This window comes from Alkaliphilus oremlandii OhILAs, from assembly GCF_000018325.1.
Classification (GTDB): Bacteria; Bacillota; Clostridia; order Peptostreptococcales; family Natronincolaceae; genus Alkaliphilus_B; species Alkaliphilus_B oremlandii.
In genome coordinates, this window is sequence record NC_009922.1 from 1,122,448 (window position 1) to 1,139,515 (window position 17,068).

General features: G+C 35.2%; 16 protein-coding genes. 15 read left to right on the top strand and 1 reads right to left on the bottom strand.

All coding sequences use genetic code 11. The annotated features are described in order from the left end of the window. Positions 1-136 precede the first annotated feature (136 nt). The 6 genes from CLOS_RS05275 to CLOS_RS05300 all read left to right on the top strand — a co-directional run bounded on the left by CLOS_RS05275 (position 137) and on the right by CLOS_RS05300 (position 3,753). Entirely contained in the window at positions 137-727 is a 591-nt protein-coding gene (locus tag CLOS_RS05275) for a chromate transporter (protein WP_012158883.1), read from the top strand. After that, complete coding sequence (locus CLOS_RS05280) at positions 711-1,241, top strand: chromate transporter (protein WP_012158884.1); 531 nt, start codon at positions 711-713, stop codon at positions 1,239-1,241. The genes CLOS_RS05275 and CLOS_RS05280 overlap by 17 nt, the downstream gene beginning before the upstream one ends. Positions 1,242-1,273: 32 nt before the next feature. After that, complete coding sequence (locus CLOS_RS05285; RefSeq protein WP_012158885.1) at positions 1,274-2,167, top strand: LysR family transcriptional regulator; 894 nt, start codon at positions 1,274-1,276, stop codon at positions 2,165-2,167. Positions 2,168-2,264: 97 nt separating this feature from the next. Next, entirely contained in the window at positions 2,265-2,963 is a 699-nt protein-coding gene (locus CLOS_RS05290) for a YeeE/YedE thiosulfate transporter family protein (RefSeq protein WP_012158886.1), read from the top strand. A 26-nt stretch (positions 2,964-2,989) separates the two neighbouring features. After that, a complete protein-coding gene (locus tag CLOS_RS05295; RefSeq protein WP_012158887.1) occupies positions 2,990-3,217 on the top strand; it encodes a sulfurtransferase TusA family protein in 228 nt (75 codons plus the stop codon). A gap of 23 nt (positions 3,218-3,240) precedes the next feature. Beyond that, a complete protein-coding gene (locus CLOS_RS05300) occupies positions 3,241-3,753 on the top strand; it encodes a YeeE/YedE thiosulfate transporter family protein (RefSeq protein WP_330360318.1) in 513 nt (170 codons plus the stop codon). A 161-nt stretch (positions 3,754-3,914) separates the two neighbouring features. On the opposite strand, the gene CLOS_RS05305 is transcribed toward CLOS_RS05300, so the two are convergent. Next, positions 3,915-4,805: a LysR family transcriptional regulator gene (locus CLOS_RS05305; protein WP_012158889.1), complete on the bottom strand. Its 891-nt coding sequence runs from the start codon at positions 4,803-4,805 to the stop codon at positions 3,915-3,917. A 322-nt stretch (positions 4,806-5,127) separates the two neighbouring features. On the opposite strand from CLOS_RS05305, the gene CLOS_RS15535 reads away from it, so the two are divergent. The 9 genes from CLOS_RS15535 to CLOS_RS05360 all read left to right on the top strand — a co-directional run bounded on the left by CLOS_RS15535 (position 5,128) and on the right by CLOS_RS05360 (position 17,016). Then, positions 5,128-5,799 (top strand): C-GCAxxG-C-C family protein, encoded by a 672-nt coding sequence (locus CLOS_RS15535; protein WP_012158890.1) that lies wholly within the window; start codon positions 5,128-5,130, stop codon positions 5,797-5,799. Positions 5,800-6,079: 280 nt separating this feature from the next. Beyond that, on the top strand, positions 6,080-6,745 hold the full coding sequence (locus CLOS_RS15540) for a C-GCAxxG-C-C family protein (RefSeq protein ID WP_012158891.1): 666 nt from the start codon (positions 6,080-6,082) through the stop codon (positions 6,743-6,745). A 313-nt stretch (positions 6,746-7,058) separates the two neighbouring features. Then, positions 7,059-7,304, top strand: coding sequence for a hypothetical protein (locus tag CLOS_RS05330; protein WP_041719021.1), 246 nt, complete (start codon positions 7,059-7,061; stop codon positions 7,302-7,304). 218 nt (positions 7,305-7,522) lie between these two features. Beyond that, complete coding sequence (locus tag CLOS_RS05335) at positions 7,523-9,709, top strand: DNA topoisomerase III (RefSeq protein WP_041719022.1); 2,187 nt, start codon at positions 7,523-7,525, stop codon at positions 9,707-9,709. 131 nt (positions 9,710-9,840) lie between these two features. Next, the gene (locus tag CLOS_RS05340; protein WP_242649599.1) at positions 9,841-10,275 is read left to right on the top strand and encodes a MarR family winged helix-turn-helix transcriptional regulator; all 435 of its coding nucleotides are present in this window, start codon (positions 9,841-9,843) and stop codon (positions 10,273-10,275) included. A 145-nt stretch (positions 10,276-10,420) separates the two neighbouring features. Next, on the top strand, positions 10,421-10,774 hold the full coding sequence (locus tag CLOS_RS05345; protein WP_012158895.1) for a carboxymuconolactone decarboxylase family protein: 354 nt from the start codon (positions 10,421-10,423) through the stop codon (positions 10,772-10,774). A 70-nt stretch (positions 10,775-10,844) separates the two neighbouring features. Continuing rightward, entirely contained in the window at positions 10,845-12,563 is a 1,719-nt protein-coding gene (lpdA, locus tag CLOS_RS05350) for a dihydrolipoyl dehydrogenase (protein ID WP_012158896.1), read from the top strand. Between the two features lie 308 nt (positions 12,564-12,871). Beyond that, positions 12,872-13,729, top strand: coding sequence for a tRNA 2-thiocytidine(32) synthetase TtcA (locus tag CLOS_RS05355; RefSeq protein ID WP_012158897.1), 858 nt, complete (start codon positions 12,872-12,874; stop codon positions 13,727-13,729). A gap of 29 nt (positions 13,730-13,758) precedes the next feature. Further along, entirely contained in the window at positions 13,759-17,016 is a 3,258-nt protein-coding gene (locus CLOS_RS05360; protein ID WP_012158898.1) for a DEAD/DEAH box helicase, read from the top strand. Positions 17,017-17,068: the final 52 nt, after the last annotated feature.

Below are 17,068 nucleotides of genomic sequence, written 5' to 3' on the forward strand. Positions count from 1 at the left end.
TGATGAGAAGAAATTAATCTATAATTAAAAATTATATGTTAATAAATAATTATAATTTTTAATTATAATTATTCTATGATACAATTGAGTTGAAAAGGAAATAATTTTTGCTCAAATAATTTTTGGAGGAATGACCATGAAGGAATTACTCATCATGTTTTTTAGCTTTTTTAAAATAGGAGCCTTTACCTTTGGTGGTGGATATGCAATGATACCACTGATTGAGAAGGAAGTTGTTGATGTAAAAGGATGGATTTCTAAAGAAGAATTTACGGATATTCTTGTAATATCCCAAAGCTTTCCAGGAGCTTTGCCAGTGAACTCTTCTCTATTTATTGGATATAAGCTCGGTGGCATCGTAGGAGCAGTGATTGCACTTTTAGGCGTCATATTGCCATCTTTTTTAATCATACTTACAATTGCTCTGTATTTTTCTCGGTTTAGAGAAAATCCAGTGGTAGACAATATTTTTAAAGGGATTACGGGAGCAGTACCAGTATTAGTTCTATTGGCAGTGAAAAGCTTATCGAAGTCTGTAAAAAAGAGCACCGTGAATATTGCAATCACTGTAATTTGTGTCATATCCATCGTTTTATTGGATATTCATCCAGTAATCATTATCTTTTTATCAGCCCTATATGGCATATTTTTCTTGGGGAGAGAAGAGGAGGAGAAACAGAAATATTCTTTCGAAGGGCAGGTAGAAAAAGTTGAAAACATTCATTGATCTATTTATCAGCTTTTTTAAAATCGGTGTTTTTGGATACGGTGGAGGGTATGCCATGTTGCCTTTAATAGAGCGGGAGGTTGTAATCAACAATCCATGGTTAACTTCCTCTCAATTTCTAGATATTATTGGTATTTCGCAAATGACACCTGGACCCATATCCATTAATACGGCAACATTTGTTGGGTATCAAATTGGTGGTTTCTTTGGAAGTGTCGCTGCCACTGTCGGTGTCGTTTCTTTTTCCTTTATGTTGGTTTCCATCGCAACCCATTATATATTGAAATTTAAAAACTCTAAGGTTTTAAAAAATGCATTGATGGGAATGAGACCAGCTTTAATTGGATTGATTATTAGCGCATTTATATCACTTGCAGGCAAATCCTATTTAGATTTTAAGTCCATCATCATCGGTGTTATTATTTTAGGAGTGAGCTTAAAGTCTAAGCTTCATCCGATTCTGGTTATTGTGTTGTCCGGTGTATTAGGAACAGTTTTTTATGGGATTCTATAGAAAACAAAATCAGTGGAATGGAGGGATACATCATGATTGATTCGAGAGTGCATACTTTTATCACCGTGGCTAAAACTAAAAACTTTACGAGGGCCGCTGAAGCTTTAAATCTAACGCAGCCCGGAGTTTATCAACAAATCCAATATTTAGAAAGATATTATGGCACAAAGTTCATACAAAAAGAAGGCAGAACATTAAAGCTTACGGAAGAAGGCGAATTCTTTTTGCAATATGCCAAGGAAATCGCAAATATATCTGCAGAGATGGAGCGTAATTTAAGAAATGGTGCACCTACCATTAAAAGGCACCATATAGCGGCTACCATGACGATTGGCGGCTATGTGATCCCCACCATTTTAGGAGCGTATAAAAAAGAGAATCCCAATACGAATATCGCCTTATCTGTAAGCAATACCAGTGTAATTTTAAAGAAAATCATCGATAGGGAAGTTGAGTTAGCCCTAGTAGAAGGGCCTTTCGACAGAATCAAATTTAAACATAGAAAGTTTAAGGAGGATGAACTTGTTTTAGCGGTTTCAAAATCCCACGATTTTGCAAAGAGAAAATTTGTTCAGTTGGATGAAGTTTTAAAAGGCAATTTAATTTTGAGAGAACCGGATTCAGGTACGAGAGAAATATTTGAAGGAGAATTAATTAGTCACGGTTACAGTGTGGATACCATTAGTGGATGTATGGAAGTAGAAAGTATTACAGCAACAATTTCTCTTGTGAAGGAAAATGTAGGCTATACTATTATTTCAAGGGAAGCCATTAAAAGAGAAGTGAAGGAAGGGTCCATCGTCATTGTTCCCATAGAGAATTTTACCATGTACAGAGATTTCAATTTTATATACTTATATGAAAAAGAAATGGATTTTATGGAAGATTTTATTGAATATTGCTGTAACTATAAAGTACTTAAATAATATTGAGTACTTTTTTTAATGTAAAAAGAAAGAATTTAAGGTATAATAGAAGTAATCAGCTTGTTTTATTTTTATCAAAGGGAGGATGATCCATACTATGACCTCTAACAAAATCGAAGAATTAAAAAACAAAAGAAAAAGAGAAATCCCCAACAAAAAAAGCCAGCTTCCCTATTTCTTTATGGTAGCTTTTATAGCCTTTATAATTTGTGCTTATCTTTACAATCGAAATATAAGGCACAGTATCGTTTGGACCATCGGTCTTCTAATTGGGATTACCATGCAGCGCTCAAGATTTTGTTTCGCTGCAAGTTTTCGTGATCCGATTATGGTAGGAACCACTTCACTTTTTAGAGCTGTAATTATTGGGCTCATCATATGTACCATTGGTTTTAGTATATTTCAGCAGATAACCATCGGTAATGAGATCAATTACGTTGTGGATGATGTACCGGGACAAATATACCCTGTCGGCTTTCATACCATATTCGGGGCTCTTTTGTTTGGGATTGGCATGGTGATTGCCGGTGGATGTGCTTCTGGAACGCTAATACGGATTGGAGAAGGCTATCTAATGCAAGGCATGGTTCTCATTGGATTCGTCATCGGTGCAACATTGGGTAGTAGCCATTTTGAATTTTGGGATCAGTTATTTATTTCTACATCCAAGACCGTATATATTCCGAAGTATATCGGATTTATACCAGCGCTTATACTTCAATTACTCATTTTATGTGCATTGTATATATTTGCACACTGGTATGATAAGAAAAATAATATGATGGCAGATCTATAGTATTTTTTTATTTGGGAGGAGTTTTTATGGCAGAATATGAATTAGACTGCATGTATGAGGCATGCCCCATTCCTTTATTAAAGGCATTAAAGAAATTGAATACCATGAAAATTGGGGATGTTTTAGTAATGAGAACGGATCATAATTGCTCTATAACCAATGTTGTAGAGTGGACTAAAAAACAAGGGCATTATATTGATTATATTGAGATTGCACAAGGAGAATGGGAGATTTATATAGAAAAGGCAAAATAGTAGGGAGGGTGGTTCTATTGACCTTGAAGGATAAAATTCTAAAAAAGCCTTGGCCTTACTGGGTGGGCGGAATTATTTTAGCACTTTTAAATGTACTTTTATTATTTACCACAGGATCTGCTTGGCGGATCAGTACATCCTTTTTATATATGGGAGCATCGATTTTAGAGAAAATAGGGATACAGGCCAGCGATTGGTACTATTTTAATGTATATGGAAACGAATTGAATGTAGGAGAGAACTATTTGAGCAATAGCACCATGATTCTGGCTGGTGCAATGGTCATCGGTGCATTGATGGCCGTACTGCTCGTTTCCGAATTCAAGTTTAAGAAGATCAAGAATAGAAAACAATGGATCGTTGCATTAATCGGTGGCATCCTAATGGGATATGGCACTCGATTAAGCTTTGGATGCAATATCGGCGCTTATTTTAGTGCAATCCCATCTTTTTCACTTCATGGATGGGTCTTTGGAGCCTTTATGTTTGTTGGTGCATGGCTCGGAAGTAAAATATTATTTAAATATATTCTATAAAAAAACTTCGATAAAAGCATCGGAAGGAAGCTTTCTTGAAGGTTATTTACCGTAAGTTCTTCTTCTCTACATTTTTAAAGTTAGAACTTTCCTATTCAATATCAAGAAAAAGTAGCGCTCCAAGTAAGGAAGGCTACTTTTTTTATGGACTATAAATCATTTTAACAGAAACCTCGTTTAGAAGACTTGATAAAGCGAATAAATTCTTTTTCCTGCAAGCTTAATACGTGGTCCGTTCGATAAGCGATAAAAAATTCACTGAATATTTCTAAGGATTCTACCTTGATCTCTTTTAAATTGCCATCCCGCAATTCTCGCTTTATGGACAGTTCGGGGATGAACGAGATTCCTTTCCCAGATAAAACAGAGGTTTTAATGGCCTCCATAGAGTTTAATTTATAGATGATATTTAAATCGTCAATTTTAATATTGTGATGAAGTAAGGCGTTTTTAACGGTTTGGTGCGTGCCAGATTCCTGTTCTCTAAAAATTAATGGCAGCTTTTTGAACTCTTCGATACTGATCAGATTTTTCATAAGGGGTAGTGAGGTAACGAGAACTAAACGATCCGATGTGATTTTTTCAGTTTTAATATGACTCATTTCTCGATTTCCGTGTAGAATTCCAATGTTAATTGTGCGATCCATTAAGCTTTTAATAATATCATCCGTATTATGAATTTCAAAGTTGATGCTAACGTCCTTAAATTCTTGCTTGTAGATATAGATGCTACATGGAAGTGCGTATTCACCTACAGCCTTACAAGATCCTAGTAAAAGTTCTTTTTTATTGGACTTCAAGTTTTTCAAATCACGTTCTATATTATCCTGCATGGAGAGAATTGTGTTGGCGTAGTCAAATACAACTTCTCCTGCCTCGGTCAATTTTACCCCCTTATTGCTTCTGGTCAACAAAATTACTTCTAAATCTTTTTCTAAGGATTGTATTTGCATACTTAAACCGGGTTGCGTTAAATGGAGTTCTTTCGCAGCTTTTGAAATACTGTTCAGCTTAACTGTGACATAGAATGCTTTTAAATATTGTAGGTTCATAATATGAGATATTCTCCTTTATAAAAAATTAATTTGTTATTTGTTATATAATTTCGAAAGAAAGCAATAGAACATCAATTTTTTCAATATGAAACAAATGAATTATTACATATCTCTATTATATCATTAAGTAGAAAAATTAACAGGCATTTATACGGATATTCTATTGAAAAAGTTAATTTAGTAACAATTTAATATTATACTGTATAAATAACTGTTATTACACAAGAAACAATTTGAATGTTATTATATTAACGTAGACAAAATTAATTTTATTCTTATATTTACTATAAAGGATAAGTTTTTAAAGGAGGTTTTAACTATGGCAATGGAAGAGAAAAAACAGATGACAAGAAAAGATTTCCTGAAAAAAGCAGGGATGTCAGTAGCTGGGGTTGCTATGGCAGGAGGGGTAGGCGGAATACTTACAGCCTGTACAAATTCGGGAACAGCTTCAGTAAATTCAACTGGAACACCTGATAAACCACAATGGCCATTTAAATATGTAAAAATAGACCCAGCAAAAGCAGAAGCAAGAGCTTATACTGGTTACAAAGAAAAAGGTGGCTGAGGTGCTGGCGTAGCCGAAGGGTTCTTCGGTACATTAGCAGATGAAGCAGGATATCCATTCAATCAAATTCCAGCAGAAGCTTTTACAGCTGCAGCTGGTGGATACGGTCAAGCAACATTATGTGGTTCTTTAGGAGTTGCGGCGGCATGTATCGGTATGGTTACAGATGTTGATACACAAAAGAAAATAGTAGGAGAATTATTTAAATGGTATAAGACAGCTGAATTCCCTCAGTATCAACCAGAAGGCTTGGGACTAAAGCATACTGTTGCAGAGTCAATACTATGTGAAGATTCTGTAGGTACTTTTATGAAGGAACAAGGAGTAGCATACGGAGATCCTGAAAGAAAAGCTCGTTGCGCAGGAACAGCAGCGGATGTTACACGTAAGATGGTAGAGCTTTTAAACGAAACTTTAGCATAATCAATATTGATAAGCTTTAATAAATAAAAAAACATGTATATAAGGAAGTATTATACTTCTTTGATACATGTTTTTTTTATGAATAGCTTATCTTGTGCAAGATAAAACAGCCTTGCAAAAAGTCGTTAAAATTTTATCATAAAAAATGATTATGTACTATAAGAATCACTTATTATAAGAGAAAAGAAAAGTGTGTTATTATATTAACAAATAGATTTTTAAATAAAGCGCAGTCAATACAGCTACAAGTTTAAAAAAATTATAAAAAAGGGTGAGGCTAATGGATGTAAAGAAAAGCATAACGAGAAAAGATTTTCTTAAGCGTGCAGGAATGTCAGCAGCAGGTATTGCTATGGCAGGTGGTGTGGGTGGAATACTTACAGCCTGTACAAATGCAGGAACAGCTTCAGTAAATTCAACAGGAACACCGGATAAGCCACAATGGCCATTTAAGTATGTAAAGCTAGATCCAGCAAAAGTTGAAGAAAGAGCTTTTAAAGGATATAAAGAAAAAGGTGGCTGAGGTGTTGGCGTAGCCGAAGGGTTCTTCGGTACATTAGCAGATGAAGTAGGATATCCTTTTAATCAGATTCCAACAGAAGGGTTTACTGCAGCAGCAGGTGGATACGGTATGGCTACACTATGTGGATCACTGGGAGTTGCGGCAGCATGTATCGGTATGGTTACAGATGTAGATACACAAAAGAAAATAGTTGCAGACCTATACAAATGGTACAAAACATTTGAATTCCCTCAATATCAGCCAGAGGGCTTAGGATTAAAGCATACTGTTGCAGAGTCTGTATTATGTGAGGATTCTGTTGGAAAGTTTATGAAAGAGCAAGGTGTTGCTTATGGAGATCCGGAAAGAAAATCTCGTTGCGCAGGAGTAACAGCGGACGTTACACGTAAAATGGTAGAACTTTTAAATGAAGCTTTAGCATAACCTATAAAAATGAAGATAGAGAAATTTCTCTATCTTTTATTTTTGTATAAGCAATAGGAAGGTCTTACTTTAATAGCGATAAGAGGAATTTTACTGTAAGTAAATTTAAAAAAAGCTTTCTTTGAATGCTTCTATAGAAGCTTTTTATAAGGAATCGAAAATTCCTACTTTAAAAATATAAAATAAAATTTGTCGATGAATAATTTTAAAAAATAGAAGGAATTTCAAGAATTTTCTCTAATATAGTATAGAGCAATGGAGAATGTCAGAAGTCAGGTTTGTTGTATTACTACTTTTAAATGGAGGGACAGAAATGGAAAATTTAGCCTACTGCAAAGATTGCAGAAGAATCTCTTATTTTAATGAAATGTGTACGTACTGCCAATCAAATGACATTAAAGCTGTTGACAAAAAAGCACCAGTAAATATTATTGGAACGAAAGTTAAAGGTAGAGTGCTCAATGCCAAAGATGGTATGGTAGATATCCTATGTGCTAGCGAAGGAAACACAAAGTCTATCAGACAGATTGAAGCAGAAAGACTTCGAAAAATTTTATAATATCTTTTCAAGTAAAAGAAGAGACTTTAGGTGAATTCCTAGAGTCTTTTTCTATTTTAAAATTCTTACAGTGATGGATACAAAATATATGGTTGTTCAGCGTTAAAACTCCTGCTGAACTACGCCTCAGTTTATGTTAAAATAATAGGATATAGATATTTTTAAAATAAAAAAGGTTATGATACATGTATCATCATAGAATTGAGAGGATTGTAAATATGAATAAAAAGTTAGTGTTAGCAGAGAAGCCTTCCGTGGGAAGGGATTTGGCTAGAGTTTTAAATTGCAATAAAAAAGGCAACGGATATTTGGAGGGACAGGAATACATCGTAACTTGGGCCTTGGGCCATCTTGTAACCTTAGCAGATCCAGAGAACTATAGCGATCGATATAAGTCTTGGAAAATAGAAGACTTGCCTATTTTACCATCGGATTTAAAGCTTGTGGTTATAAAAAAGACGGGGAAGCAGTTTCAGACCATCAAGGAACAGATGCATAGAAAAGATGTGAATGAAATTATCATTGCTACAGATGCAGGTCGTGAAGGGGAGCTTGTTGCCAGATGGATCATTGAAAAAGCTAAGGTTCAAAAACCCATTCAACGTCTTTGGATCTCTTCTGTCACAGATAATGCCATTAAAGATGGCTTTAAGAAATTAAAAAACGGTAAGGATTACGAAAAACTGTACCAATCTGCTGTGGCAAGAGCAGAGGTGGATTGGATTGTTGGCATCAATGCCACCCGTGCCCTAACCTGCAAATATAATGCACAGCTTTCCTGTGGAAGAGTACAGACACCGACGCTTGCCATCATTGCACAGAGAGAGGCAGAAATACAAAATTTTAAGTCAAGAACTTTTTATGGAATGGAGGCCATGAGTCCCCATTTAAAATTGACCTGGCAGGATCGTAAAACAAAGGATATTAGAAGCTTCGAGAAGGAAAAAATCACCAGTATATTAAATGCGATAAAAAACAAAGACGGATATGTTATGGATGTAGAGAAAAAATATAAAAAAAGTTATGCACCGAAGTTGTATGATTTAACAGAATTGCAGAGAGATGCCAATAGAATATTCGGATACTCTGCAAAAGAGACTCTTGGGATTATGCAACAGCTGTATGAGAACTATAAAATCTTAACCTATCCAAGAACAGACTCCAGATATATTACTTCGGACATTGTACCAACGTTAAAAGACCGAATCAAGGCATGTGGTGTCGGTCCATATAAATTAGCGGCAAATAAGGTGCTACAAGGTTCAATCAAAGGGAATTCTTCGTTTGTTGATGATGGAAAGGTTTCAGACCATCATGCGATTATTCCAACGGAGCAATTTGTTCAGTTAAGCAGTTTAAGTGATAAAGAGAGAAAAGTATACGATCTCGTTGTAAAACGATTTTTAGCAGTATTGTATCCTCCCTTTGAATACGAAGAAACCTTTATTAGGGCTAAAATCGGAGAAGAAGTGTTTATAGCAAAGGGTAAAAATGTGATTCACCAAGGTTGGAAAGAAGTCTATGGCAATATGGATGAGGACGAAAGTGGCAATGAGGACATTTCAGAGCAATTACTGCCTCGTGTAAATAAGGGGGATGTTTTAAAGATCAGCTCCATTACACAAACCACAGGGCAGACCAAACCACCAGCGCCATTTAATGAAGGAACTTTACTTTCTGCCATGGAAAACCCAGTAAAATATATGAAGGATGCCCATAAGGATTTAATCAAGACCATAGGTGAAACAGGAGGATTAGGAACTGTAGCCACTAGAGCGGATATTATTGAGAAACTATTCAGCACATTTTTAATCGAAAAAAGAGGAAACGATATATGGATCACCTCAAAAGGAAAGCAGCTCTTAGAATTAGTACCGGAAGATTTGAAGTCACCGGCATTAACTGCAGATTGGGAGCAAAAACTAGGGGCCATTTCAAAGGGTGATCTCCATCGGGATCATTTTGTGAAAGAAATGAAAGCCTATACCAAAACAGTGGTGGATGAGATCAAAAATAGTGATGAAACATTTAAACATGATAATCTGACGAGAAATAAATGTCCTGAGTGCGGAAAGTATATGCTTGAGGTAAAGGGTAAAAGAGGAAAAATGTTGGTTTGCCAAAGTAGAGAATGTGGATATAGAAAAGGTGTTACGCAAAATACCAATGCAAGATGTCCGAATTGTCATAAGAAGTTAGAACTTCGGGGTGAAGGAGAAGGTCAAATTTTTGTATGTTCCTGTGGCCATAGGGAAAAATTAGCTACTTTCAAGGAACGAAAAAAACAAGAGGGCAGTAAGGTATCTAAAAAAGAAGTGGTAAAATACATGAATCAACAGAAAAAAGAAAATGATGGGTTTGCTAATACAGCCCTTGCAGATGCTCTTTCTAAACTTAAATTTTAATAGAAGTTAAAGTATTTTGTGGCTTTAATAGAAATAAATAAGAGATGATGTTTCAATAGTACATTCATAGTAGAGTACATTTGGATGTTTGTAAGTAAGGAGGGATGTAGATGTTTAATTTAGATAGATGAGTGGGATATATAGCGGATAATTCTAGTAAGATTATCTGTGATGCCTTCAGTGAGAGGGTAATGAAATTAGGTGTAACAAGAGTTCAATGGATTGCCTTATATTATTTAGGTAGAGAGGAATCAATCAGTCAGAAAGAACTGGCTGAAAGAATGAATGTTAAAGAATCCTCAATCGCTCGTCTTTTAGACCGTATGGAAAGAGATGGGCTCGTAGAAAGAATTAAAAATGAAAGTGATAAAAGAATTACAAACTTAAGACTTACAGACCGAGGAAAAGAATACAGAATTAAACTACTACCAGAAGGTGAAAAATTCGAACAATTATTATATAAAGGGATATCCGATGAAGAAATGCAAGTTTTTACAACTGTTTTATCTAAAATGATCAATAATATAAAAGAAATTGATGAAGAAGAATGCATACATGAATTATAAAATGTGTGCATTTTTTTTAGTTTATGGGAAAACATATGCTAAACAAAAAAATGTGAATAATTTATCAAAAAAACGTTGACAAAAACAAAATACTTGCTATACTAATAATTAGCATAGCAAGTATTTTAATAAGGAGGAGTATACAATGGCAAAAGACGTAAGACAAATGTTACAAGATTTTACTGGAGGATTAGAGGCATTATCCAGTAGCAATGGTGCTCAGGTTGAAGCGTTTATGAATTTATTAGGAGCTGCCTACGAACCAGATGCTTTAGATTTAAAAATGAAAGAATTAATTAGCATTGGGGTTGCTATTTACAACCGTTGTGAGTATTGTATTGTTTTCCATACTTACAATGCACTACAAGCCGGTGCTACAAGAAAAGAAATCATTGAGGCAGCAATGGTAGCTGTAGCTTTTGGTGGGGGACCATCTATGGCTTATAGTGTTACATTGTTAAAAGATTCTCTTGACGAGTTTGAAAAAGATTTTAAATAGATAGAAAAGAGAGGACAGCCTACGAACTGTCTTCTCTTTATATTCTTTTAAGTCGATAGGAGGGTTCAACGTGATAGTTGAGGTTAAATTAGAAAAATTATCAGGTCACAATAAATCTGGCGTAATTGGTAGCATACACAAAAAAAGTGGAGACATTGTCAAAGTTGGGGAAGAAATATTTGATATAGAGGCTAAAAAGGGAAATATTACGATTACATCCGATGTAGAAGGTGAAATAGTAGAAATTAAAGTAAAGGAAGGCGACCCTGTTTCAATAGGAGATGTATTGCTTATGGTTGAAGGGGAAAAGGCAGACAGTAAAGGAGAAGCCAATAAGAAACAAGGGTTTAACTATATGGCTAATTTTTTAAAACCACAAAAGGAATCCATGGACAGTGATATCGTTATCATAGGTGGAGGACCAGGAGGCTATGTAGCGGCTATTGAGGGGGCTAAGCAAGGGGCCAAAGTAATATTGATAGAAAAAGAGGAGTTAGGAGGTACCTGCCTGAACAGAGGTTGTATTCCTACGAAAGCTTTGGTGCGTTCGTCTGAAGTTTACGAGTTAGTTAAGAACTCTGCGGAGTACGGCGTTTTTAATAGTTCTTCATCTTATGACTTTTCTAAAATAATAGCAAGAAAAAATGATATTGTGAATGAATTAGTTGGTGGAATCGATTATCTTCTATCCAAAAACAATGTAACTGTATTGAAGGGCAGCGGAGAAATACTAGATAAGAATACAGTTTTTGTAAAGGAGAAAAATAAAGAAATCACAATTAATACAAATAATATCATCATTGCTACAGGCTCTAAGGCATTTGTTCCGCCTATAAAAGGTGCAGCATCAAAAAATATAGTAACGAGTAAAGAGATGCTAAATTTAAGTGAGCTTCCTCAAAAAATTATTATTGTTGGTGGCGGCGTAATTGGAATGGAGTTTGCTTTTATCTGTAATGCCCTAGATACGGATGTAAGTGTAGTAGAGTTTGCAGAAGATATTTTAGTTGCTTTAGATGAAGATGTTCGAACAGAAATTAGAGAAATCGCTATAGAAAAAGGAATCAAGATCTATACAAGTTCAAAGGTTGAAGAGATTATCGATACAGAAGAGGGTCAATCCATTGTAGTATTTGATAAGAATGGTACCAAAGGATATATAACAGGAGATAAAGTCCTTATGTCTGTGGGAAGAGTACCATTTTATGGGGATATCGATTTAGAAAAATTAGGAATCGATCTCAATGAAAAAGGAAGAGGAATAAAAGTTAATTCTAAAATGCAAACAACAGTAGACAATATTTATGCCATTGGTGATGTAACAAATATCATTCAGTTAGCTCACGTTGCTTCACACCAAGGGATCATCGCTATTGAGAATATCCTAGGGAAAGATGTAGAAGCTAATTATGAAGTTGTACCAAGTGCAATTTTTACAAGTCCTGAAATTGCATCCGTTGGTATTCATGAAAAGGCTGCAATGGAACAGGGCATATCTGTAAAAACAGGAAAGTTCCCATTTGGAGCGAATGGGAAAGCGCTTACCCAAGGAGAACGAAGAGGTTTTGTAAAAATAATTACAGAAGAGGCTACAGGAGTTATATTGGGTGGATCTATTATAGGTCCTCATGCAACAGATCTGATACATGAAGTGGCTGTTGCCATTCAAAACAAATTAACTGCAGAACAATTGATCAATACCATTCATGCGCATCCTACAACTGCTGAGGCTGTTCATGAAGCTTTATTGGCAACAACCCCAAAGGGAGCAATACATTTTGCGGAATAAGATAAACTTCTATGATTGATGGTAAATTTGATGGGCATTATATTATAAAAATATTAGAAGGGGAATTTTCTCTTTCTAATATTTTTATTTTTGTATAAAAACAATTAATTGAACGAGCAAAATTTATAAATTTTAAATAAGCAGTAAAGATCAAATTGTATTACTTTCAATGAAGTACATTCCTATTGAGTATATACCAAGGTAAAAACGTATATATTTCTAATGAATAAAAAAGTCAACCGATGATCGACAAAGACAAAAGAAAGTAAAGATGTTATAATAGTTTAAAAAAAAGAGATGGTGATTGGATGTCAGATATTGCAGCAAGCGGCTGTGAATCTTTAATCCCCTTAGGGGAATTAAAAACAGTGGAAGAAATAGAAAGAAGTATCATTACAATTTATAGAAAAGAGATATGGTCAAAGTTTATTAAAGCGATCAAAGAATTTAATTTAATAGAAGATGGGGATAAAATTGGCATTGCGATTTCTGGAGGAAAGGATAGTTTATTATTAGCCAAGCTTTTTCAAGAGCTTAAAAAGCATGGAAGGGACAATTTTGAGGTAGAATATATAGCGATGGATCCTGGATATCATGAGAGCATCAAAAAGCTTTTAATCGATAACTGTAACCATTTAAATATTCCAGTTCATATTTTTGAATCTAAGATTTTCAAAGTGGCAGAAAATATAGCAAAGGAGTATCCTTGTTTCATGTGTGCGAAGATGCGGAGAGGTGCTTTATATCAGAAGGCTCAAGAGCTTGGTTGCAATAAGCTTGCCTTAGGGCACCACTTTAATGATGTTGTTGAAACCACCATGCTCAATCTTCTATATACTGGAAGTTTCAAGACCATGCTGCCGAAGCTAAAGGCGACAAATTTTGAAAATATGGAATTGATTCGCCCCTTGTACTATGTAGAGGAAGAATCGATTATTGATTATACAGAAAGTAATGGTATTTGGCCATTGAATTGTGCTTGCATGGTTGCGGCTAAAAAAATAGGAAACAAACGCCATGAGATTAAAGATTTAGTTAAAACCTTGAAGGGCACCATTAAAAATGTGGATAAATCTATTTTTAAAGCAGGACAGAATGTGAATATGGATTGCATATTGGGATGGCAGAAAGATGGAGAAAATTATTCTTATCTAGATTTTTATTAAAATACAGGGGTATTGGAAGGTGGTGAAATATGTTTCGTTTAAATGAAGAGGAAATTTACGATCGTAGTGCCGAGGCAATCACCTATAGAAAAGGGAAAAACTATTATTTAGATGGTCGAGTAAGGTCATTAACCTTTTATCGACCTAAAAACAGTTTTTCAGCCATCGTGCAGGGAACGAAAAAATATACGGTAAAGGCCAGTTTTTTATCCAACGGAAATATTGACGAAGCCTCCTGTACATGTATTGCCCACGAGCGATATTGGGGGTTCTGTAAGCATATTGTTGCCGTTCTCCTAACCATTTTAAATAAAGATAAAGCTGGTGAATTTAATAAGGTCAATGAGAACCAACATATCCATAGTATTTTAAATTTTTATCGAAATAGGAAGCAGAGTGACCGTATGCCATTGAATATGGAAATCACCCTTGAAGTGGTAGGGGAGAATTACGGTAAGCTACTATCGGGGTGTTATATCAGCTTAAAAGTAGGGTGTGATCGAACCTATGTTGTACGGAATATAAAGCAATTTATAGATGATATCCATCACAATAAAAAAATAGAGTTCGGAAAAAACTTTACATTGGATCTGAGCATTCATTGTTTTAGTCGAGAGGATCAAAAAATTATTGATCTGATAGAAGAAATATATGAATATGAAAAAACTGTGGAGGATGAGTTTTACAGACAAAACTCTCAATTGATTTTTAATGGGAAATATATGAAGCTTCCTGAGAGGGCTTTAAAACGATTTCTAAATATCATAGAAGAAGGTAATTTTATATGGAAAAATCGATTCCATGCAATAATCCTCGGGGAAACCTATGGCGGAATTTCCATATTGGATAAAGACTTGCCTTTTACCTTTGCTCTGGAGAAAAATAGTGCGCATATCCTTTTAAAAATGGACCATGAAGGTGCTATTCTACCGATTACCTCCGATGGTGAATATTTCTTTTCCAATGGAGAAATTTGCCATGTATCCAAATATCAACGAGAGAATTTATTGCCTTTTTATAGACTTTTGGTAAAAGAAAAAACGAAAAGCATTGTCATCAAAAAAGAGATGCAGGACAGTTTTTTTGCTGAAGTGTATCCCATTGTAAAGGGAATTGGAAAAGTAGCGGTAGAAAGAAGTTTGGAGGAATCCCTTTATTCTCCAGCACTAAAAACTGAGGTGTACTTTGATAGGGTAGGTAGTAAAATAACTGCCGACATCAATTTTAAGTACGATGCCATAAAAATTAATCCATATAAAGAAAATAAAACAGAGGAAGAGCATAAGGATAAGATTTTAGTAAGGGATTTAGAGAAAGAGAAAAGGGTATTAAACTTTTTTGAAAATAACAATTTTAAAATTAAGAACACAGAGATTTACTTAGAGGATGAAGAAGATATATTTAATTTAATGTACAGTAAATTCAAAGAGCTACAGGAGATTGCTGATATTTATTATTCTGACTCATTTAAATCAATGGAGATTAAATCGCCTAGTAATTTTAAGGGCGGCATCCGGCTCAATGCAGAGGAGGATCTTCTAGAGATTAATTTTGAAATAGATGGTGTCGACGAGGAAGAAATCGTGGCGCTTTTAAAATCGTTGAGACAGAGAAAAAAATACTATCGTTTAAAAGATGGATCCTTCATTCCCTTAGATATGGATGCTCTCAATAATGTAGATCGAATGATGCTGGAGCTGGATTTGGAAGAAGAGCATCTTAGAAATAAGATGATTGCAATTCCCAAATACAGAGCCCTATACTTAGATGAGTTATTGAAGGATAGAAATTTACGTTTCATCAAAAAAAATAAGGATTTTAAAAAGTTCATTGAAGATATAAAGGAATATGAAGACATTGATTATGAGCTGCCAAGGAATCTCAATGGGGATTTGAGAGACTATCAAAAGCTGGGATTTAAGTGGATTAAAACTTTAAGCCACTACGGATTGGGTGGCATTCTCGCTGATGATATGGGGCTGGGTAAGACTTTTCAGATGCTAGCTTACATTGCAGCGGAAAAGGCTCAGAATAAAGATGGAACGGCATTAATCGTAGCACCAACCTCTCTTGTATATAACTGGATGGCAGAAAGTGAAAAGTTTACACCGACACTGAAGGTTGGCATCATTGCAGGGAATAAGGGAGAGCGAGAAACGATCATCGAAAAAGTAAATGAGTACGATATTATTATTACCTCCTACCCATTAATCAGGAGGGATATTGATCTATACGACGCCATATCTTTTAAATGGTGTATTTTAGATGAAGCACAGCATATTAAAAACCCAAGCTCTCAAAATGCCAAGTCTGTAAAAATGATTAAAGCCAGCAACCGATTTGCTTTAACGGGTACACCTATAGAAAACTCGTTGACAGAACTGTGGTCTATTTTTGACTTTATCATGCCGGGATATCTGCTGTCCTATGGAAGATTTCAAGAAAAATATGAAAAGAAAATCGTGAAAGAGGCCAGCAAAGAAGCTTTAAAAGCTTTAGGCAAGCAAATATCCCCTTTTATACTGAGGCGATTAAAAAAACATGTTTTAAAGGAGCTTCCGGAAAAAATAGAACATTTAGTCCTTGCTGAACTGAGTGAAGAACAGAAAAAAATATATGTCGGATATTTAAAAGAGATTCAGGGATCTCTAGAGGAAGAAATCAGAGAATACGGCTTTGAAAGGAGCCAAATAAAGATTTTAGCGGCACTCACTCGATTGAGACAAATCTGCTGCCATCCAGCCATGTTTATTGAAAACTACACTGGTACCAGTGGAAAGTTTGAGCTTCTGCAAGAGATCATAGAAAATGCCATAGAGGGAAAGCATCGAATCTTATTATTTTCACAGTTCACAAGTATGTTGAGCATCATAAGAGAGATGTTAGAATCTCTCAATATCTCTTATTACTACTTGGATGGCTCCACGCCAATGGAAGAGAGAGGAAAGTTGGTTTCTGATTTTAATAAAGGAAATTCGGATGTATTTTTAATCTCCCTGAAAGCAGGAGGGACTGGATTGAATTTAACGGGAGCAGATATGGTGATTCACTTTGATCCATGGTGGAACCCAGCAGTAGAGGAACAAGCCACGGACAGAGCTTATAGAATCGGACAACAAAATTCTGTTCATGTGATGAAGCTTATAACGAAGGGGACCATCGAAGAAAAAATTGCAAAATTACAGGAGCGAAAAAGAGAACTGATCGATGCTGTAATCAAACCTGGCGAAACATTGATCACGAAAATGAGTCAGGATGAACTGATGGACCTATTTAAAAGTGAATAGAAACGTAATTTGATTATTTCTCCATAGTCTGGGTACTATAAATTAGTGTACG

What these genes read in the sequence shown, in the direction of transcription:
- CLOS_RS05275 (WP_012158883.1), top strand. Translation starts at nt 137, where the DNA reads ATGAAGGAATTACTCATCATGTTTTTTAGCTTTTTTAAAATAGGAGCC.
- CLOS_RS05285 (WP_012158885.1), top strand. Translation starts at nt 1,274, where the DNA reads ATGATTGATTCGAGAGTGCATACTTTTATCACCGTGGCTAAAACTAAA.
- CLOS_RS05290 (WP_012158886.1), top strand. Translation starts at nt 2,265, where the DNA reads ATGACCTCTAACAAAATCGAAGAATTAAAAAACAAAAGAAAAAGAGAA.
- CLOS_RS05295 (WP_012158887.1), top strand. Translation starts at nt 2,990, where the DNA reads ATGGCAGAATATGAATTAGACTGCATGTATGAGGCATGCCCCATTCCT.
- CLOS_RS05305 (WP_012158889.1), bottom strand. Translation starts at nt 4,805, where the DNA reads ATGAACCTACAATATTTAAAAGCATTCTATGTCACAGTTAAGCTGAAC.
- CLOS_RS05330 (WP_041719021.1), top strand. Translation starts at nt 7,059, where the DNA reads ATGGAAAATTTAGCCTACTGCAAAGATTGCAGAAGAATCTCTTATTTT.
- CLOS_RS05335 (WP_041719022.1), top strand. Translation starts at nt 7,523, where the DNA reads ATGAATAAAAAGTTAGTGTTAGCAGAGAAGCCTTCCGTGGGAAGGGAT.
- CLOS_RS05345 (WP_012158895.1), top strand. Translation starts at nt 10,421, where the DNA reads ATGGCAAAAGACGTAAGACAAATGTTACAAGATTTTACTGGAGGATTA.
- CLOS_RS05355 (WP_012158897.1), top strand. Translation starts at nt 12,872, where the DNA reads ATGTCAGATATTGCAGCAAGCGGCTGTGAATCTTTAATCCCCTTAGGG.
- CLOS_RS05360 (WP_012158898.1), top strand. Translation starts at nt 13,759, where the DNA reads ATGTTTCGTTTAAATGAAGAGGAAATTTACGATCGTAGTGCCGAGGCA.